We start from the raw sequence: 16,194 nt of genomic DNA, 5'->3' as shown, positions 1-16,194 counted from the left end.
TGTTAATGCCGGCGGATAACGGCAGAGGCGAGGCCGATGAGCGCGATGGCGCCGACGATGATGGAGGCTACCGGCCAATACTGCGGGAAGTACTTGAGCGTATAGCCAAAGACCTGGCCGTCATCGAAGTGCCGAGCCAAGGCGAAGGGCATCCACCACAGCTTGCTGACTGCGAGCACCGCGCCCAGTACACCGGCGATGACATGGCCGCGCCCGCGGAGAAATAAGCTGGCGGCCACGAGCGCGATGCCGGCGATGGCGGCGGCGAAGAGCAAGGGAGTGTTCGTGCTAAGTGGTGAGCCGCGCAATAAGAATTCGTGGTCAATCTCGTGCTGCTCGATGAGGGTGTAGCCATCGAGAACGACATCGCTGGGAAGCCCCATTATTTCTCCTCATTTTCTGGGTCGTATCCATCGGACCATTTACCGGTTTCGAAGTCATAGTCGACGTTTCGGCCTTCTTCGTCGGTGCGTTGGTACCACTCGGTATAGCGGTCCGCGGCGGAATCGAAGTCATGCCCGGCCCCGCGTCCGTCCTCGGCGTGCTGGACGGTGAACTCGAATTCATCGCCATGCTCTGCGATGCCGCGCATGACCGCATTGTCCATCGCCGAACGGGCATAGGTGCGGCGGATAAACATCGGATCAGAGCGCAGATCCTTGATGAACGCCACCATCATGGTCAACAGCACGAGGCAGAAGGGCAGCGCTGCCAGGATGGTGAGGTTTTGAAGGCCGGTGAGGACGTCTTCGCCGCCGGTCAGCAGCATGACGATGGCGATGCCCATCATGCACAGGCCCCAAAAGATGACGATGAGTTTATTCGGGGTTGGGTCGCCCTTGGAGGACATGGTGCCCATGACCACGGAGGCGGAGTCAGCCGAAGTGATAAAGAAGACCGCGAGGATGACCAAAAGAATAAACGGGGTGATGGTGCCAAGGGGGAGATCCTGGAACATCGAAAAGAGCACCTGCTCATTGGAGGATTCACCGTCGAAGCCCTCTACGCCGTCCTGGTTGAAGGAAATGGCGGTGCCACCAAAGATGGTAAAGGCCAGCGCCAAAATGGCGGTGGGCGCAAAGATGGTCACGGCGGCAAATTCGCGAATGGTGCGACCGCGGGAGATGCGGGCGACGAACATGCCCACAAACGGTGTCCACGCAATCCACCAGGCCCAGTAGAACGCCGTCCAGTAGGACTGGAATTCAATGGTCTCATCGCCCCAGGACAAATCCTTGGCCATCATGGGCAGAAATTGATCGATATAGGTCACGATGCCCGAAGGAATCAGGTTCAGCAGCAATAGGGTGGGCCCGACCAAGAAAACGAAAGCGACAAGCCCCAAGGTCAAGGTGATATTGATATTGGACAGGTAGCGCACGCCGCGCGCGACGCCAGAGACCGCAGAGATGATAAACGCGCAGCCTAAGACGGCTATGACGATGATGAGTGCGGAATTGGTCATGGGGCCCGCGCCGCGAATGATGCTGACGCCCTGGCCGATTTGAATAGCAGAAAGCCCCAGGGTAGCGGCGGTACCGAAGAGGGTGGCGATAAGCGCCATGACATCGATAAGCTTGCCCAGCGGGCCGTCCGTGGCGCGGGAGCCGAAGAGCGGCTGGAAGATGGAAGAAATGAGGGGTACGCGCCCGCGCCGGTAGGAGGAATAGGCAATCGCGGCGCCAACCAAAGCATAGGCCGCCCACGGGGAAATGCCCCAGTGGAAGTGCGATTGGGCCATGGCTTGGTGCAGTGCCTCGACGGAGCTGCCGTTATCCACGGTGTGCGGGGGAGGGCTGAGGTAGTGCGATAGCGGCTCGGAGGGCCCGTAGAAGAAGATGCCGACGCCGATGCCGGCGCCAAACATCATCGCTACCCAGCTGAAGTAGCTGAATTCGGGCGTTTCCGTATCCGTGCCAAGCTTGATACGGCCGAGGCGGGAGAACCCGATATAGGCCATGGTCACGGTGGCCAGCAGCATGGTGATATTCAGCAGCCATCCTGTATTGGTGATGGCCCAGTTAAAGGCCGTGGAGGAGGCGGCGGCCAGGTTATCGGGCATGGTGATGCCCCAAATAATGAAGGCCACGATGAGGACGGCGGTGATGGAAAATAGCGATTTATCCAAGCCGAAGCGGTTGCGTTGGTCCTCAACGCTGATGCCAGGCACCAGCCCGGGGTGCATATTGTGCGGGTAGAGCCCGACGGCGCTGCCCTTATCGTGCGGTTCGAGGGAGCGCTTGTAGGCGCGGGAGGAAGAAGTCACGGTGTCCTTAGATCGGCGAGGGGGAGTGGCTTCAATTGTTCAGTACCGCGACGCATTCCACAAGCTAGCGCGTTTGGGCATGCGCGGCGTGAATCTGCTTGACGATGCCGTCTAGCTCCTCCCTGCTTGCCATCCTGAACGGGTGCGTGGAGCAATAGTCGAGCAAGAAATAGCCCGCGTGCTGGATGGCGATGTGCCGCTGCCACAATTCGCGGGCGGTGGCGGGGTTATCGGCGGCGAGGGATTGCATGGCGCGGCGCTCGGATAACAACTCGTATTGCAGGTCGCGGCGGCTGGCGAGGACCTCTTCGGGAGTATTGATAAACAGCAGCCCGAGCAGGGTGGACATGGATTCCATGGCGCGGGTTTGCAAGCGGTGCTGGTTGCGGACGGGCGCGGAACGCTGCCAGAACCACAGCACGATGGTGGCCACGATGATGGAGATGAGGACCTCGCTGATGCGCGCCTGGATGGTGGGCCAGAGGGGGCGCTGGGCGGAATTGCCCATCAGGAGTGCGAGCGGGGTGGAGAAGATGACGCAGATGGCGTAGTTTTTGGCCACGAAAATTTCCGCGCAGAATTGGCAGGCGGCGAGGGCTACCAGCAAGCTCCACCCGGACACGCCGAAGTAGTGGAAGATAGAAAACAGCATGACGCCGACGATGGAACCGAGCATGCGGTGGATGCCGCGGACAGTGCCGGCGACGTGGTCTGGTCCCCACTGCAGCATGAGAAAGGCGGAGACCACGCCCCAGTCTGGGCGGTCAAAACCTAAAGACAGGCTGACCACCGTGGTAATAGCGGCAGACAACACAATCTTCTGCGTGGTCACCATGGCATGCGAATCCCGCACCGCGGCGCGGTAGATGCGGTAGCGCCCGGTGGGGCGGGTGTGCGGGATAGCGGTGCGGTGCGGGTCCACATCGGTGGCGTAATCAGTCAGCAGATCGGAAGAAGAACCCAAGTCCAGCGCGCGGTTATGCGCGACGATGCGCCCTTGGGCCTGCAAGGTGCGATCCACCAGGCCCGCGGCTGCCGAGTTGATGATGCGGCCGCCGCGGATAATGCCGGCATCGGCAAGCGCTTGCCAGGCCGTTGAGAGCGCCGTTTGGGCCTGGTGGTGGCGGGCGAGGGAATCATCCTCGCCGGAAACAAACGCAGCGGTGGCCTTTTCCAAGGCGGCGACGGCGCGGCGCTCGGGGCCGTGCACATCAATGAGCGCGGGCGCCATGCCCAGAATCAGGCTGGCCAGCACGCCGGTCAGGGACCAGAAGAACAGCTGGCCGACGCTCGTATCCGTCCGTGCCAGCATCACCGAGCCGCCGCCGACCAAGACGAGGAAGAAGGCGCCTGGCGGCGGTAGGCGCAGCGCGTTCTGGGCAAAGCCGCACAGCGCGGCGAGCAGGAGGGAATAGAACCCGGCGAGCAGCAGCCACCAGTGCCCGTGCCCGGAGACGAAAATCAGGTGGCCGACCAGCACGCCCACGGTCGCCACGGTGGTCAGGGCCAGGCCCGCGGTAAGGATGACGCGGGGCCGGGTGCGAAAGGGGTGGCCCTCGCCGAAAATAACGGCGAAGGCGCCGGTGGCCAGCAGCAGGATGGCGTAGTCGTGGCCGGTGAGCATGGCGAAGGCGCCGGGAAGCAGCAGCGCCAAGGCCGCGCGCAGGGCGCCGGGCCAACGCACGGAGGCGGTATTAAAGGCGGTCAGCAACTGGGTGGTGCTGGGGCGTTGCGGGATAGGGTGGTCGGTGCTCACGAGCCTGCTGGACTCCTTTCGTTTAAAACGTCTACCGCAACCACCCTACGCCGCAGGGATCTTACTGCCCTGCAGCGGCAATGAGTCGGCGGGTGTAGTCGCTTTCTGGCGCAGACCACACGCGCTCGGTGGGCCCGTGTTCGACGAGCTCGCCGCGGTTGAGCACGGCGACCCTATCGCAGAGCCCGCGCACCACGGAGAGATCGTGGGTGACAAATAGCAGGGTCAGCCCGCGATCCTCGATGAGGCGGGCGAGCAATTCCAGCACCTGGGCTTGCACGGACATGTCGAGGGCGGAGACGGCTTCATCGGCAAGCAGGATATCCGGTTCGCCGCACAGCGCGCGGGCGATGGAGATGCGTTGGCGCTGCCCGCCGGAGAATTCGTGGGGGAAGCGGTCGAGCGCCTTGCCGGACATGCCCACCTCTTCCAGCGCTGCGGCGGCGCGCTCGCGCTGCTCGGACTTGGGCAGGCGCCCGGGCATGGCCTCGGCGATGGATTTCCAGATTTTCAGCCGCGGGTTTAGCGAACCTTGCGGGTCTTGGAATACCATCTGCACGCGCCCGTCCACGGTGCTGGTTCCGGAGGTGGGGGCATCTAGCCCCGCCACGATCTTGAGCAGGCTGGTCTTGCCGGAACCGGAGCCGCCGACGATACCGAGCCGCTCGCCGCGGCGCACGCGGAGATCGATCCCCGTCAGCGCGGCCTGGGAGCCATGCTGCTTGCCGATGCCCTCCAGCACCACCACTTCCTTCTCCCCACTCGCCGGGGTGAGGACGAAGTCTGGCGGCTGCGAGGCCGAAACCAGTTCTTGGGTATAGGCGTGGCGCGGCTTGGTGAGGACGCGCTCGGTGCGGCCTTCCTCCACGATATAGCCATCGCGCATGACCAGCACCCGCGGGCACATGCGCTGGATGACGTTGAGGTCGTGGGTGATAAAGAGCAGGGCGGTGCCGCGTTGTTCGGTCACGCGCTCGATGACGCGGAGGACCCCGTCTTGCGTGGTGGCATCGAGGGCGGTGGTGGGCTCGTCGCAGATGAGCACGTCGGGGCTTCCCGCCATGGCCATGGCGAGGAGCACGCGCTGGCGCTGCCCGCCGGAGAGCTGGTGGGGAAAACGCGAGGCGAGATCGGCGTCGAGATCGACCTCTTCTAGAGCCGCGGCGATATCGCGCGCACCGGCGTGGGTGAGCTGAGCGCTAATGCGCATTAGGGGATCCAGCGCGCTCATGGGTTCTTGAAAGACCATGGCCATAGTCTTGCCGCGCAGCGGGCGGATGGCGGAGTCCCGCGCGCCGATGATCTGATGATCGGCCACGGTGACCTCGCCGGTGGCGGAAATCCCCGTGGGCAGCAGGCCCATGATGGACAGCGCGGTTAGTGACTTACCGGAGCCGGATTCGCCGATGATGCCGAGCTTTTCGCCCGCCTCGAGCTCGAAGCTAATAGGTCCGACGAGGGAGGATTCGGAGGCGCTGAGGCTGAGATCGCGCACGCTTAAAAGGCTCATCGCGTGGCTCCTTTCATGCGGGGGTCGAGGGCGTCACGGAGGGCATCGCCAAGCAGGTTAAAGCCCAAGACCGTGGCGGCGATGGCGAGTCCTGGCCACAGGGCCTGGAGGGGATCGGTGCTCAGCAGCGATTGGGCATCCTGCAGCATGCGGCCCCACGAGGCGGCCGGGGGTGGGGTGCCCAAACCGAGGTAAGACAGGCCCGCCTCCGCGAGGATGGCGAGGGCAAAATACACCGAGGCCTGGACGATGATAAGGCCCGCGATATTCGGCAGCACGTGGCGCACCGCAACCTTCCAGCCCGGCACGCCGGAGATGTGGGCGGAGGCGATATAGTCCTGCGTGACCACCTGCAGCGTGCCAGAGCGTGCCACGCGGGCAAAGGAGGGGATGCCGGAAATACCGATGGCAATCATGGCAGTCAGCGTCGATGGGCCCCAGACCGCGCCGGCGATGATGGCGAGCAAGAGCGCCGGGAAGGCGAGCACCACGTCGGCGCCGCGCATGACCAGCGCTTCTACCCAGGTATCGCGGCGCATGCCCGCCAGAATCCCCAGCGGGATGCCGATAAGACCTGCGATGCCGACGGCGATAAGACCCACGAAGACGGTGATTTTCGCGCCCGCCATGATGCGCGAGGCGGTATCGCGCCCGAAGCGGTCCGTGCCCAGGATGTGATCCGCGGTGGGGCCGGATAGCCGGCTACCCGGCTGGGCGAGGGTGGGATCGTACGGCGTCCACACCAGCGATACGAGGGCGATTACGACGACCGCGCCGACGAGCACGGCGCCTAGCCAACCAGAAAAACGCATTTTCATCGCGCGTCACCTGCCTTGATTCGGGGGTCGATGAGGCGGTAGGCGACATCGGTAAGCATGTTTACTGCCAGCGCGAAGGTGACCAGCAGCATGACGAGGGTCTGCACCGTGGTCAGATCGCGCACGGAGACCGCATCGAGCAGCATGGAACCCACGCCGGGGATGACGAAGACGGATTCAATGACCACGGCGCCTACCACCAACGAGGTCAATTGCAGGCCAGAGACCGTAAGCACCGGCAGGGCGGCATTGCGCAGCCCGTGGCGGTGCAGGGCCTCCCGCGGGGAATCGCCCAGGGCGCGGGCGGTGCGGATATAGTCCTGGTCCATAACGTCGAGCACCGAGGAGCGCATATAGCGCGTGAGCATGGCACCCTGGACTAGGGCCAAGGCGATGACCGGCAGAATCAGGTGGCGCAGGAAATCGCCCACGCCGCGATTCGGCGGAACCCAACCATTGGCCGGCAGCCAGCCCAGGTGGACCGCAAAGATGGCCACCAAGATGATGCCGACCAAGAAGCTTGGCACGGCGATGCCCAACTGCGTTCCCGCGGAGACCAGGCCGGCAACCCGCGAATTGCGGTTATGCGCCAGCCACATGCCGATGGGAATCGCGCAGGCCAGTGCCAAGGCCATGGCCAGGCCGATGAGGATGAGCGTGACCTGCAGGCGGTCCACAACCAGCGGGGTGATGTCCTGCTGTGAGGACAGCGACTTGCCAAAATCGCCGGTGGCAAGGCCCTTTACCCACTCGCCGTATTGCGCGATGAGCGGCCGGTCGAGGCCGAGTTCCGCGCTGAGCTCGGCGATGGCGTCCTCAGTGGCATTAACGCCCAACGCGACGCGCGCCGGGTTGCCGGGCACGGCGCGCATGAGCGCGAAGATGATGAGGGAGGCGATAAAAAGCGTGAGAACGAAGCGTAGCAGCGGCCGGATTATGGCCTGTGCCCGAGAGGTACTCATTGGTCCTCCTTGTCGTCGGTGAGATCGCGCAACACGATGGCGTCGGTGACCTGATCGGTGTGCAAGCCGCTAATGCCGTGGCGCGTTAGAACGACATTCGGCATATTCATCACGGTCAGTGCGCCGGCATCGGCCATGATTTGGTCTACAACCTGCGTCATGCGGCGGGGATAGTCTTCAAGTGCCGCGGTATCGGCCTTTTCGAGCAGCTCGCGCGTGCGGGCGGAATCGTAATTCAGGTAGTAATCCGGGTTACCAAAAAGCGCCGGAATATCGCGGGCCTCCACGTGGGAGATAATCGACATCTGGTAGTCCTTGGCGCCGTGGACCTGGCCCAGCCACACTGCGGGGAACTCGGCGGTTTCGAGGGTGACGTCGAATCCGACATCGGAAAGCTGCGAGTACAGCAGCTCGGAGATGGCCTGGGCATAGTAGAGCGTAGGCACGGTGATGGTGAGCGGGGTGCCTTCGGCGCCGGCATCGGCAAGCAGCGAGCGGGCCTTATCCGGGTTGAAGTCGTAATAGTTCTTGCCTTCGAACCAAGGATCAGTGGGCGGCATGGGCGCGCCGCCGGTATCGGTGGCCATGCCGGACCACACGATGTCATTGGCCGCCTTGCGGTCGACGGCGTAGGCCACGGCCTGCCGCACGCGTGGATCGTCGAAGGGGGCGCGGTCATTATTCATCGATAGCAGGACCTCACCATTGGTGGTGCCTACGTTGGTATCGATGGAATCATCCAGGGAATCGAGGATTTCAGGGTTGCCCACGCCCCAGACGACGTCCACGCCGCCCGAGCGCAGCGCGGTGACTGAGGAAATGGCATCGGGGAAGTAGCGCACCGTGACATCGTGCGCAGATGGTGTGCCCCAGTAATCCTCGCGCTTGTGCAAGGAGACGAATTCCGAGGGCGAGAATCCCGCCACCTCGTAGGGGCCGGTGCCAATAGGCTGGGCCGCGAGATCGTCCATGCCCTTAGGTGACATCATCGCGCCGATGGTGGTGCCCATGGACCACAGCCAGCGATTGGAGGGCTTTTCTAGGCGCACCTTGAGGGTGTGGTCATCTACCGCGGTGGCGCTTTCGACTGGGTCCATGGCGGAGGAAATGCCGTTGGCCCAGTCATTTTTGACGTAATTAATGGAAAAGGCGGCGGTCTGCGCGGTAAAGGCATCGCCGTTGGAAAAAGTCACGTCATCGCGCAGGTGGAAGGTGTAGGTCTTCGCATCCTCGCTGATGTCCCAGTCCTTGGCTAAGCCTGGGGTGATGGATCCGTCTTCATCGATGCGCACCAAGGTCTCATAGACGTTATCCATCAGTACCGAGGGCGCGGCGGCCCCACTCGTGGTGGTGAAGTCGAGCGAGGTGGCCCCCGAACTAGATGCCACCGTTAGGGCGGCGTTGTCGCCGGAGGTATCTACCACCGCCGTATGGCCCGCTGAACAAGCTGTTATCGTGCCCAGGGCTGTCACCATCGCGAGACAGCCCAGCGCTGAGCGCGCGCGCAAAATTTTCATAAATGAAGAATAACGTGTGTGTTACTCAACACATAAACGCTCTAAAACCATTCGGGGGGAGGCATATATTGCCATTAATTAGGGCAATCTCAGCGGCTGTTGTGTGGCGAGCCTCGGTGGCACCGAGCGGCCAGCGTTGAGGCCGAGGGCGGCCCAACGCGGCGCTTTGTAGCGCAGTGAGGCGGGGTTTAGCGCGGGGTACCCGCTACGTTGGCTGGATCGAGCTGCCAGCCTTCGGCAAGCACGTGCATGTTCTTAATGACGTTCTCGTGCGAGCTGGACTGCAGGGAAATCATGAGCTCATCGGCCTTGGCGTGCTCTTGGAACTTCTCCAAATATTCGGTGACTTCCTTGGTGGTGCCGACCGCGGAGTAGCGCAGCATGTCCAGGATTTGCTGGCCTTGGTAAGACTCGATGATTTGCTCTACCTGCTGGTCGGTCAGGTACTTGCCGCGGCCGGCGAAGGATTTCACGCGGTTGAAGCACACGCGCTCGTATTCGGCCTCTGCCTCTTGCATAGTATCGGCGGCGGTGACGTTGACACCGGCGATGACGTAGGGCTTGCTAAAGCGCTCGGAAGGCTGGAAGTTCTCCCGGTAGTAGGTGGTTGCTTCCTCGAGGTGCTGCGGGGCGAAGTGGGAGGCAAAGGCGTAGGGCAGGCCGAGCTTTGCCGCGAGCGAAGCGCCGAACATGGACGAGCCCAGAATATAGATAGGAACGTTCGTATTGGCACCGGGAACCGCGCTGACCCCAGGAATATAGGCCTTGCCCTCTAGGTAGGCATTGAGCTCCTTGACGTCTTCTGGAAAACGCTCGGCGGATTGACCGTCGCGGCGCAGCGCACGGCCCAAGGTATTCATGTCCGTGCCGGGGGCGCGGCCGACGCCCAGGTCGATGCGCTCCGGGTACATTTCCTCCAAGGTGCCGAACTGCTCGGCGATGACGTACGGCGAGTGGTTGGGCAGCATCACGCCGCCAGAGCCCAACCGGATGCGCTCCGTCTTCGCGCCGATGTGCGCGATGAGGACGGCGGGCGCGGAGGACATAATGGACTTCATATTGTGGTGTTCGGTGTACCACATGCGGGAATACCCCAGCTTTTCGGCTTCTTGGGCCAATTCCACTGACCGGTTAATGGATTGGGCAGGGGTTTCACCGTCATAGATGGTGCAAAAGTCCAATACGGAAAGTGGCGCGTGATCAGTCATGGGAAAATAATCCTTTTTCTCGCGGGGATAGTACCTATAGTGCAACGGTACGCGGGGCGGCGCTATTCCGTACTTTTTCCGCGACCATGCCCATCCCGGCGACCCAAACAGAGTTGAACCGCAGACAGAAACCCCGCCGTGGAACCCGGGGAATGCGGGCCTACGGCGGGGCAGAGAAGGAGAGAGGGAGCTTAGCTCTTTGGCGATGCCGCTGCATCGAGCGGGGAATCGACGACGGCGTCGCCGTCGGCATCGGCAGCCGCGGTCACGGAGTTGGAGTGCTTCTCGCCGGCCTTGGTGGAGATATCCACAATCAGGCCAATGACGGCCGCGATGACGGTCGGCGCAATCCAGCCCAGATCCACCGCTTGGCCAGGCGTCAAAGACAAGATGGGATCCAAGGCGGCAGTGCCCCAACCCTGCGCGGAAATGACAGTCAGGGCGGACCAGATGACCGATACCCACAGGGCAAGGCGGTAGGTCCAGTAGAACACGACGGACTTCTTTACCGCCGGTTGGATAAGCGTGAGCAGGATAAGGGAGATAGCCGGTGGGTACAGGAAGGTGATAAACGGCACCGCAATGGACAACACGGTGTCGAGGCCCTGGAAGGCGAAGAGGATAGACATCGCGGTGAAGATGCAGGCCCACAGGTGGTAGGTCGTCTTCGGTACCAGCATCTCGAAGAACGCGGAGGTCGCGGTGATAAGGCCCACCGCGGTGGTCAGGCAGGCGAGGACGACGATGGCGGAGAAGAGGGCCTGGCCGAAGGTGCCCATGGTGAGATTGGCGGCCTCGGCAAGCAGCGGCGCACCTGAATCATAAGACTGGCCATTGGGCAAAGTCTGGCCCACCCAAGCGAGGCCCAAATAGATGGCAGCAAGCAGGGCGCCGGCGACAAGTGCTGCGGTGATGGTGCCCTTCACCAGGGATTTTTGGGTTTTAAAGCCCTTAGAGCGCAGGGAACCCACGATGACGATGGAAAAGGCCAAGCCAGCGATGGCGTCCATGGTGTTATAGCCCTCGAAAAGGCCGGTGACCATGGGGGAAGAGACGTAATCTTCGGTGGGCATCTGGGGATCGCGCGGGTGATTCAGCGCCGCCAAAGTAATGAGGACGACCAGCAGCGCAACCAGGGCCGGGGTGAGGAATTTGCCCAGGGTATCGATGATGGAATTGGGTTTCCACGCCAGGCCCAGTGCGATAAGGAAGAAGACGGTATTGAATGCACCACTGGCCATGGTGCCTTCCCAGCCCAACAGGGGAGTAATCGCCGTTTCCATGGATACCGCGCCGGTACGCGGGAGCGCGTAGAAAGCACCGATAGAAAGATAGGACAGGGCGGAAAAGACGACGCCGAAGATCGCGCCGCCATTTGCGCCTAAGTCACGGACGGAACGGCCGGAAATCGCGACCGCGATAATGGCCAGGACGGGCAAGAGCACGCCGGCGGCGAGGAAGCCCAGCACGGCGGGCCAGAAGTTGGTGCCGGCGGAAACGCCCACCATCGGTGGGAAAATGAGGTTGCCGGCGCCGAAGAACATCGAAAAGAGCATGAGCGAGGCAATGACAACGGTGGCCTTGCTCTTGGGGGTGCCTGAGGCAGTGGTGGTAGCCATCCTGGCTCCTTAACATTGCGTACTAAAACCATCAGCCGCGCCGAGAGCCGAGGTGGCGAGGGCGCGACCAGGAATGTGAATTCTGTAGCCCTATAGGGGCTATTCATGTAATGAGATATTACTGCCCACCTGTTGAGAAATCAAAGCATGGTGAAAATACAATAAATGCCCCATCGCGTGTGCGATGGGGCGAGGAGAAAGGGTGGCTGCGAACTAGTCGAGCTCGGCGAAGGCCTTTTCCATGCGGTCGAGTGCCTCGCTCAAGATTTCGCGGGAAGTGGCAAAGTTCAACCGCGCATGACCTGGGCCGCCGGTGCCGAAGGTATCGCCCTCGTTGAGGGCCACGCGGGCGTTTTCGCGCAGCCACTTGGCAGGTTGCGGATTGCCGGCGATGGCGGTGTCGGAAAAGTCCAGCCACAACAGGTAGGTGGCTTGGGGCTGCGTAGTCTTCAGTCCAGGGATGCGCTGCGGCAATTCTTCAACCAACCAGTCTCGAGTCTCGCGCAGGTACTCAATTTCCTCATCCAAGAAGCCCCCGCCGTGGCGGTAGGCGGCCTCGGCGGCAAGCACGCCCAAGGTGCCGGTGCCGTCTTTGGCCACGCCGGTAAGCCCGTTCCACTTCTGGGCATCGGCGGCATTGGAAAAGATAATCTGCGCGCACTTAAGTCCCGCGGTATTAAAGGCCTTGGAGGTGGCGGTGACCGTAATGGTGCGCTGCGCTGCTTCCTCGCTTAGCGATGCCACCGGAATATGCTTTCCTTCATAAACCAGCGGGGCATGGATCTCATCGGCCAAGATGCGGGCATCGTATTTCTCCGCCAACTCCACCAACCCGCGGAGGTAGTCCTCCGACAAGACGTGGCCGTGCGGATTATAGGGGTTGGCCAAGAGAATCGAACCGGCGCCGTCTTTGAAGGCTTGCTCGATTTCATCTAGCTCGAGGCTGGTTTCGATCTTCTCGCGCCCCGCCGTGCGGGGGAGTTCGAGCAGCGGTGGGTAGGAGGGTACGGGCACGATGACGGGGGAATCATCGCGGGTAAAGTACTGCACGCCGAGCAAGAGGCCGCGGACGACATCGCCTATCCAGAAGATGTGATCGGCATTGGGGCGCCAGTCGTAGCGCTCCGCATAGAAATCGGCGACTGCCTCGCGCAGCCCCGAGGCCTTGGGGGAGGGGGTATAGCCGAAGGTTTCATTATCCACCATCTCCTGCAGCGCCTTTTTAACGGCGGGGGCGGTGGGGAAATCGGACTCCGCGATCCACAGCGGGAGGATGTCCTCATCAAAGACGGTCCACTTGCGGGTACCGCGGGCTTGCAACTCTTCTAGGCTAGGAAACTGCATGCACACAAGCTTAACGCTTTAAGCGCAGCAGTCCCAGTGGATTTATTCACTTTCTTCGCCGTGCTCGCTGTGGGAATTAGTACCGGTGACAAAGCCGTACTTTTTCAGCCGGCGGCGGTCCGCCGCGGAGCTAGATTGGGTGAGTTTGAGCAGCTCGGCATAAATGCCGCCGGATTGCGCGAGTTCGGCAGGCGAGCCCATTTCATCGATCCGCCCTGCCTCGAGGGTGATGATGGTATCGACATCCGCGATGGTGGATAGGCGGTGCGCAATAATCAGCGTGGTCCGGTCCTTCATCAGCTCATCCAGGCCGGCTTGGACGGCGCGTTCGGCCTTGGTATCAAGCGCGGAGGTAGCCTCATCGAGCACTAAGATAGGGGCATCTTTCAGCATGGCGCGCGCAACGGATACGCGCTGTTTCTGCCCGCCGGAAAGCTTCAGCCCGCGCTCACCGATTACCGTGTCATAACCATCCGGGAAGGCCTCAATGAAGTCATGGGCATTGGCGCGCTTGGCCACATCCACGATTTCTTCCTCCGTGGCCCCAGGCTTGCCATAGGCAATATTGTCGCGGATGGTGCCCGAAAAGAGGTAAGACTCCTGGAAGACCACGCCAACAGAGGCGCGCAAGCGAGACGCAGTGAGGTCATCGACGCGGTGCCCCAGCACATCGAGGTGGCCAGCCGAGGGGTGATAAAGGCCCAGCAGCAGGTTGACCAGGGTGGATTTACCGCCGCCCGATTCGCCCACGAGCGCGACCTTCTGGCCCTCGTGGGCGGTAAAGGAGATGTTGTTGACGACGGGCTTTCCTTCTTCATAAGCAAAGGAGACATCATCAAAGGCAAAGACCGGCGCGCCGGGCGTGGGCTCCAATGGAGTAATAGGGGTGAGGTTCAGATCGGGGGTGCCGGAGTCCGTGATGGCGGCGACCAGCTCGCGCGAGGCGGTGGGCTCTAGGTCTTCTTCCATGACCCTGAAGTAGTCGCGCGAGCCGGCGATAGCGCGCTGGGCCGTATCGATCATCCAGCTCATCATGAATACGGGCTGCTTAGCCATGGTGACCATCTGCAAGAGCATGACCATATCGCCGATGGAGAAGTGGCCTTCAAGGGTGCGCCAGAAGATGACCGCATAGATGCCTAAAAAGATCACGGCCATGGCGATGCCGCGGAAGGTATCCATCATGTGCCACCAGCGGGACTGCGGCCGCGTGGTATCGACCACGGTGCCATAGCGCTGGGCAAAGTGGTTCAGCTCGCGGGATTCGGCGACGAAGGATTTGGTGACCTTGACCTGGCCTATGACCTCGGCGAAGCGGCCATTTGCTTGGTCGATGTTTTCGTTTTTAATGGCCTCAAATTTTTGCCAGCGCTTCGAGGTCAGCGCGGTCAGCCACATATAAATGGGGAAAAGCAGCGCCAATAAGATGGTCAGCGGCCAGTAGTACCAGGCGGTAATGGCCAATACCGCGATGGTCTGGATGATCATCGTGAAGAAGTTATTGGCAAAGGACTGAATAAACTGCGTGATATTCGCAATGGAGCGATCCAGCCGGGCGATGATGGTGCCGGTGACCTGATTATCGTAATAGCCCTGCGGCAGCGCCAAGAGCTTGGCAAAGTAGCGGTTGGATAAAATCTGGCGCAAGCGCGAGACCATGACATCGCCGATGTAGCTGCCGACATTGCGGAATAGGGCATTGGCGGCATCAGCCAGGAAGAGGGCGAGGGCGAGCAAAAGGACGGAACGAAGGGCATCGCCAAGCGGCTCGCTTGTTTGGAGGGCCTCAACGATGATGTCGGTGGCTTCCCTGGTGAGGAAGGGTGAAATCAACGCAAGGACGGCGGTGACTGTCGCTGCGAGCAACACGCCGAGATAATAGGGCCACAGAGCAGATGCGCTGCGGGTAATGCGTACGAGGGATTTCATGGAGGGATGCTCAATTCAAAGACGCGTAGGGAAGTAGAGTACCTAAAAGAGACAGTCCAGTATGCCACACGCCACGGCGCGCAGCCCAGATGCATACCTTGGGCGGGCTTTCGGCTAAGGTATCTGTGCAGAAATAAAGTAATCTTCGCGTGCAAAGGATCCATCCACGGTGAAAATTTCTCACACTTTAGGCGCAGGCGTGGTCACCCTTCTCGCCGTGACCCTGGCCGGATGCAGCATTCTCCAGCCGGAAGAGACCGGTTTGGGGGACAATATCACCGTCTCCAGCTCAGAAGAAGCGCCTTATCAAGCGGAAGACACCGACGATAAGGAAGTCACTTCCAACCTGGCGAGCCCGGTCAAAGATGCCGGCCTCGGTGTCAGCTGGGAGCTGCAAGGAGTGTATACGGACAATAATTCCGGCGGCTCCGTGGTAACCATTTTGCTCAAGAACGAAAACGAAATGGCCCTGCCCACCGATGCCTTCGATGACCCCGTCCTTGAGCGCGCCGACGGGAATGGCGGCTGGTCTAAGGTAAAAGCCCTGCCGTATGACGAGAACTCCGCGCCTGGCGTGGAACCCCCGGGCCTCGATCACCCGTTAGGCGCGGGCGCCTCGGTCAACCTGCAATACCGCTACGATGTCGCGCCGGGCAACCTCTGGAATGCCCGCCTGCATATTGGAAATGTCACGTGGGTGGGGGATCTGAACCTATGACGGAACGGGTAGTCTTGGCGGGTACTGATGGAAAAGCCATTGGTATTGCCCTCAAATCCGAGGTGCATACCACCGACACCGCCTTGCACTTTGCCTTTTCCGCGTGGGTTACCTGCCAAGGAAAGGTACTCATCACCCGCCGGGCGCTGAGCAAACAAACCTGGCCTGGCGTGTGGACCAATTCCTTCTGCGGGCATCCTGGCCCGGGAGAAGCGACTGCCGATGCCGTCATTCGCCGCGCCGAATTCGAGCTAGGCATTCCCGCGGATGGGCTATCCAACCTGCGCGAGGTTCTGCCCACCTTTTCCTACCGCGCGGTGGATTCTTCCGGCCTGGTGGAAAATGAAATCTGCCCCGTCTACTGCGTAGAGCTCGACTCCCAGGCGCAGTGGCAGCCGAACCCGGACGAGGTCGACTCCTGGGAATGGGTCGATCCCGCCCGGCTTATCGCCGCGGCCGATGCCGTGCCGGCGGTATTTAGCCCGTGGATGTGCGAGGAACTGGCAGAAGCTGAATTGCGCACGGCGCTTCAGCCGTAGGCGCAGCA

Annotated in this window: 13 protein-coding genes; 2 read left to right on the top strand and 11 right to left on the bottom strand. The window is 61.6% G+C overall.

The genetic code is table 11. From position 1 onward, the window contains the following. Positions 1-2: 2 nt before the first annotated feature. The 11 genes from ABRP87_RS04705 to ABRP87_RS04655 form a co-directional block, all read right to left on the bottom strand. Positions 3-383 carry a cell division FtsX domain-containing protein gene (locus tag ABRP87_RS04705; protein WP_349867908.1) on the bottom strand — a complete coding sequence of 127 codons (381 nt, stop codon included), beginning with the start codon at positions 381-383 and terminating at the stop codon, positions 3-5. Then, positions 383-2,185: a BCCT family transporter gene (locus ABRP87_RS04700; RefSeq protein ID WP_349867914.1), complete on the bottom strand. Its 1,803-nt coding sequence runs from the start codon at positions 2,183-2,185 to the stop codon at positions 383-385. Before ABRP87_RS04700 ends, ABRP87_RS04705 begins: the two co-directional genes overlap by 1 nt. Before the next feature lie 145 nt (positions 2,186-2,330). Further along, a complete protein-coding gene (locus ABRP87_RS04695) occupies positions 2,331-4,022 on the bottom strand; it encodes an FUSC family protein (RefSeq protein ID WP_349852873.1) in 1,692 nt (563 codons plus the stop codon). 61 nt (positions 4,023-4,083) lie between these two features. Beyond that, on the bottom strand, positions 4,084-5,532 hold the full coding sequence (locus tag ABRP87_RS04690; protein ID WP_349867907.1) for an ATP-binding cassette domain-containing protein: 1,449 nt from the start codon (positions 5,530-5,532) through the stop codon (positions 4,084-4,086). Then, the gene (locus ABRP87_RS04685) at positions 5,529-6,350 is read right to left on the bottom strand and encodes an ABC transporter permease (RefSeq protein ID WP_349862940.1); all 822 of its coding nucleotides are present in this window, start codon (positions 6,348-6,350) and stop codon (positions 5,529-5,531) included. Before ABRP87_RS04685 ends, ABRP87_RS04690 begins: the two co-directional genes overlap by 4 nt. Then, positions 6,347-7,312 carry an ABC transporter permease gene (locus ABRP87_RS04680; RefSeq protein ID WP_349867906.1) on the bottom strand — a complete coding sequence of 322 codons (966 nt, stop codon included), beginning with the start codon at positions 7,310-7,312 and terminating at the stop codon, positions 6,347-6,349. Before ABRP87_RS04680 ends, ABRP87_RS04685 begins: the two co-directional genes overlap by 4 nt. After that, on the bottom strand, positions 7,309-8,829 hold the full coding sequence (locus ABRP87_RS04675) for an ABC transporter substrate-binding protein (protein ID WP_349867905.1): 1,521 nt from the start codon (positions 8,827-8,829) through the stop codon (positions 7,309-7,311). The genes ABRP87_RS04680 and ABRP87_RS04675 overlap by 4 nt, the downstream gene beginning before the upstream one ends. Positions 8,830-9,017: 188 nt before the next feature. Beyond that, positions 9,018-10,037 carry an LLM class flavin-dependent oxidoreductase gene (locus ABRP87_RS04670; protein ID WP_005278049.1) on the bottom strand — a complete coding sequence of 340 codons (1,020 nt, stop codon included), beginning with the start codon at positions 10,035-10,037 and terminating at the stop codon, positions 9,018-9,020. A 191-nt stretch (positions 10,038-10,228) separates the two neighbouring features. After that, positions 10,229-11,656 carry a branched-chain amino acid transport system II carrier protein gene (gene brnQ, locus ABRP87_RS04665; RefSeq protein ID WP_349867904.1) on the bottom strand — a complete coding sequence of 476 codons (1,428 nt, stop codon included), beginning with the start codon at positions 11,654-11,656 and terminating at the stop codon, positions 10,229-10,231. A 213-nt stretch (positions 11,657-11,869) separates the two neighbouring features. After that, positions 11,870-13,000, bottom strand: coding sequence for a MalY/PatB family protein (locus ABRP87_RS04660; RefSeq protein ID WP_349867903.1), 1,131 nt, complete (start codon positions 12,998-13,000; stop codon positions 11,870-11,872). Between the two features lie 42 nt (positions 13,001-13,042). Beyond that, positions 13,043-14,929 carry an ABC transporter ATP-binding protein gene (locus tag ABRP87_RS04655; RefSeq protein WP_349867902.1) on the bottom strand — a complete coding sequence of 629 codons (1,887 nt, stop codon included), beginning with the start codon at positions 14,927-14,929 and terminating at the stop codon, positions 13,043-13,045. Between the two features lie 169 nt (positions 14,930-15,098). Here ABRP87_RS04655 and ABRP87_RS04650 point away from each other — a divergent pair, with 169 nt between their 5' ends. After that, positions 15,099-15,647: a hypothetical protein gene (locus ABRP87_RS04650; protein WP_349867901.1), complete on the top strand. Its 549-nt coding sequence runs from the start codon at positions 15,099-15,101 to the stop codon at positions 15,645-15,647. After that, on the top strand, positions 15,644-16,186 hold the full coding sequence (gene idi / locus ABRP87_RS04645; protein WP_349862931.1) for an isopentenyl-diphosphate Delta-isomerase: 543 nt from the start codon (positions 15,644-15,646) through the stop codon (positions 16,184-16,186). Before ABRP87_RS04650 ends, idi begins: the two co-directional genes overlap by 4 nt. Positions 16,187-16,194: the final 8 nt, after the last annotated feature.

Source organism: Corynebacterium sp. KPL2830 (assembly GCF_040225635.1).
GTDB lineage: Bacteria > Actinomycetota > Actinomycetes > Mycobacteriales > Mycobacteriaceae > Corynebacterium.
This window is presented reverse-complemented; position numbering and strand designations above follow the sequence as displayed.

Bases quoted from the DNA above. Each gene is read 5' to 3' on its own strand.
- ABRP87_RS04705 (WP_349867908.1), bottom strand. From the start codon at position 383: ATGGGGCTTCCCAGCGATGTCGTTCTCGATGGCTACACCCTCATCGAG.
- ABRP87_RS04700 (WP_349867914.1), bottom strand. From the start codon at position 2,185: ATGCACCCCGGGCTGGTGCCTGGCATCAGCGTTGAGGACCAACGCAAC.
- ABRP87_RS04690 (WP_349867907.1), bottom strand. From the start codon at position 5,532: ATGAGCCTTTTAAGCGTGCGCGATCTCAGCCTCAGCGCCTCCGAATCC.
- ABRP87_RS04685 (WP_349862940.1), bottom strand. From the start codon at position 6,350: ATGAAAATGCGTTTTTCTGGTTGGCTAGGCGCCGTGCTCGTCGGCGCG.
- ABRP87_RS04680 (WP_349867906.1), bottom strand. From the start codon at position 7,312: ATGAGTACCTCTCGGGCACAGGCCATAATCCGGCCGCTGCTACGCTTC.
- ABRP87_RS04675 (WP_349867905.1), bottom strand. From the start codon at position 8,829: ATGAAAATTTTGCGCGCGCGCTCAGCGCTGGGCTGTCTCGCGATGGTG.
- ABRP87_RS04670 (WP_005278049.1), bottom strand. From the start codon at position 10,037: ATGACTGATCACGCGCCACTTTCCGTATTGGACTTTTGCACCATCTAT.
- brnQ (WP_349867904.1), bottom strand. From the start codon at position 11,656: ATGGCTACCACCACTGCCTCAGGCACCCCCAAGAGCAAGGCCACCGTT.
- ABRP87_RS04660 (WP_349867903.1), bottom strand. From the start codon at position 13,000: ATGCAGTTTCCTAGCCTAGAAGAGTTGCAAGCCCGCGGTACCCGCAAG.
- ABRP87_RS04655 (WP_349867902.1), bottom strand. From the start codon at position 14,929: ATGAAATCCCTCGTACGCATTACCCGCAGCGCATCTGCTCTGTGGCCC.
- idi (WP_349862931.1), top strand. From the start codon at position 15,644: ATGACGGAACGGGTAGTCTTGGCGGGTACTGATGGAAAAGCCATTGGT.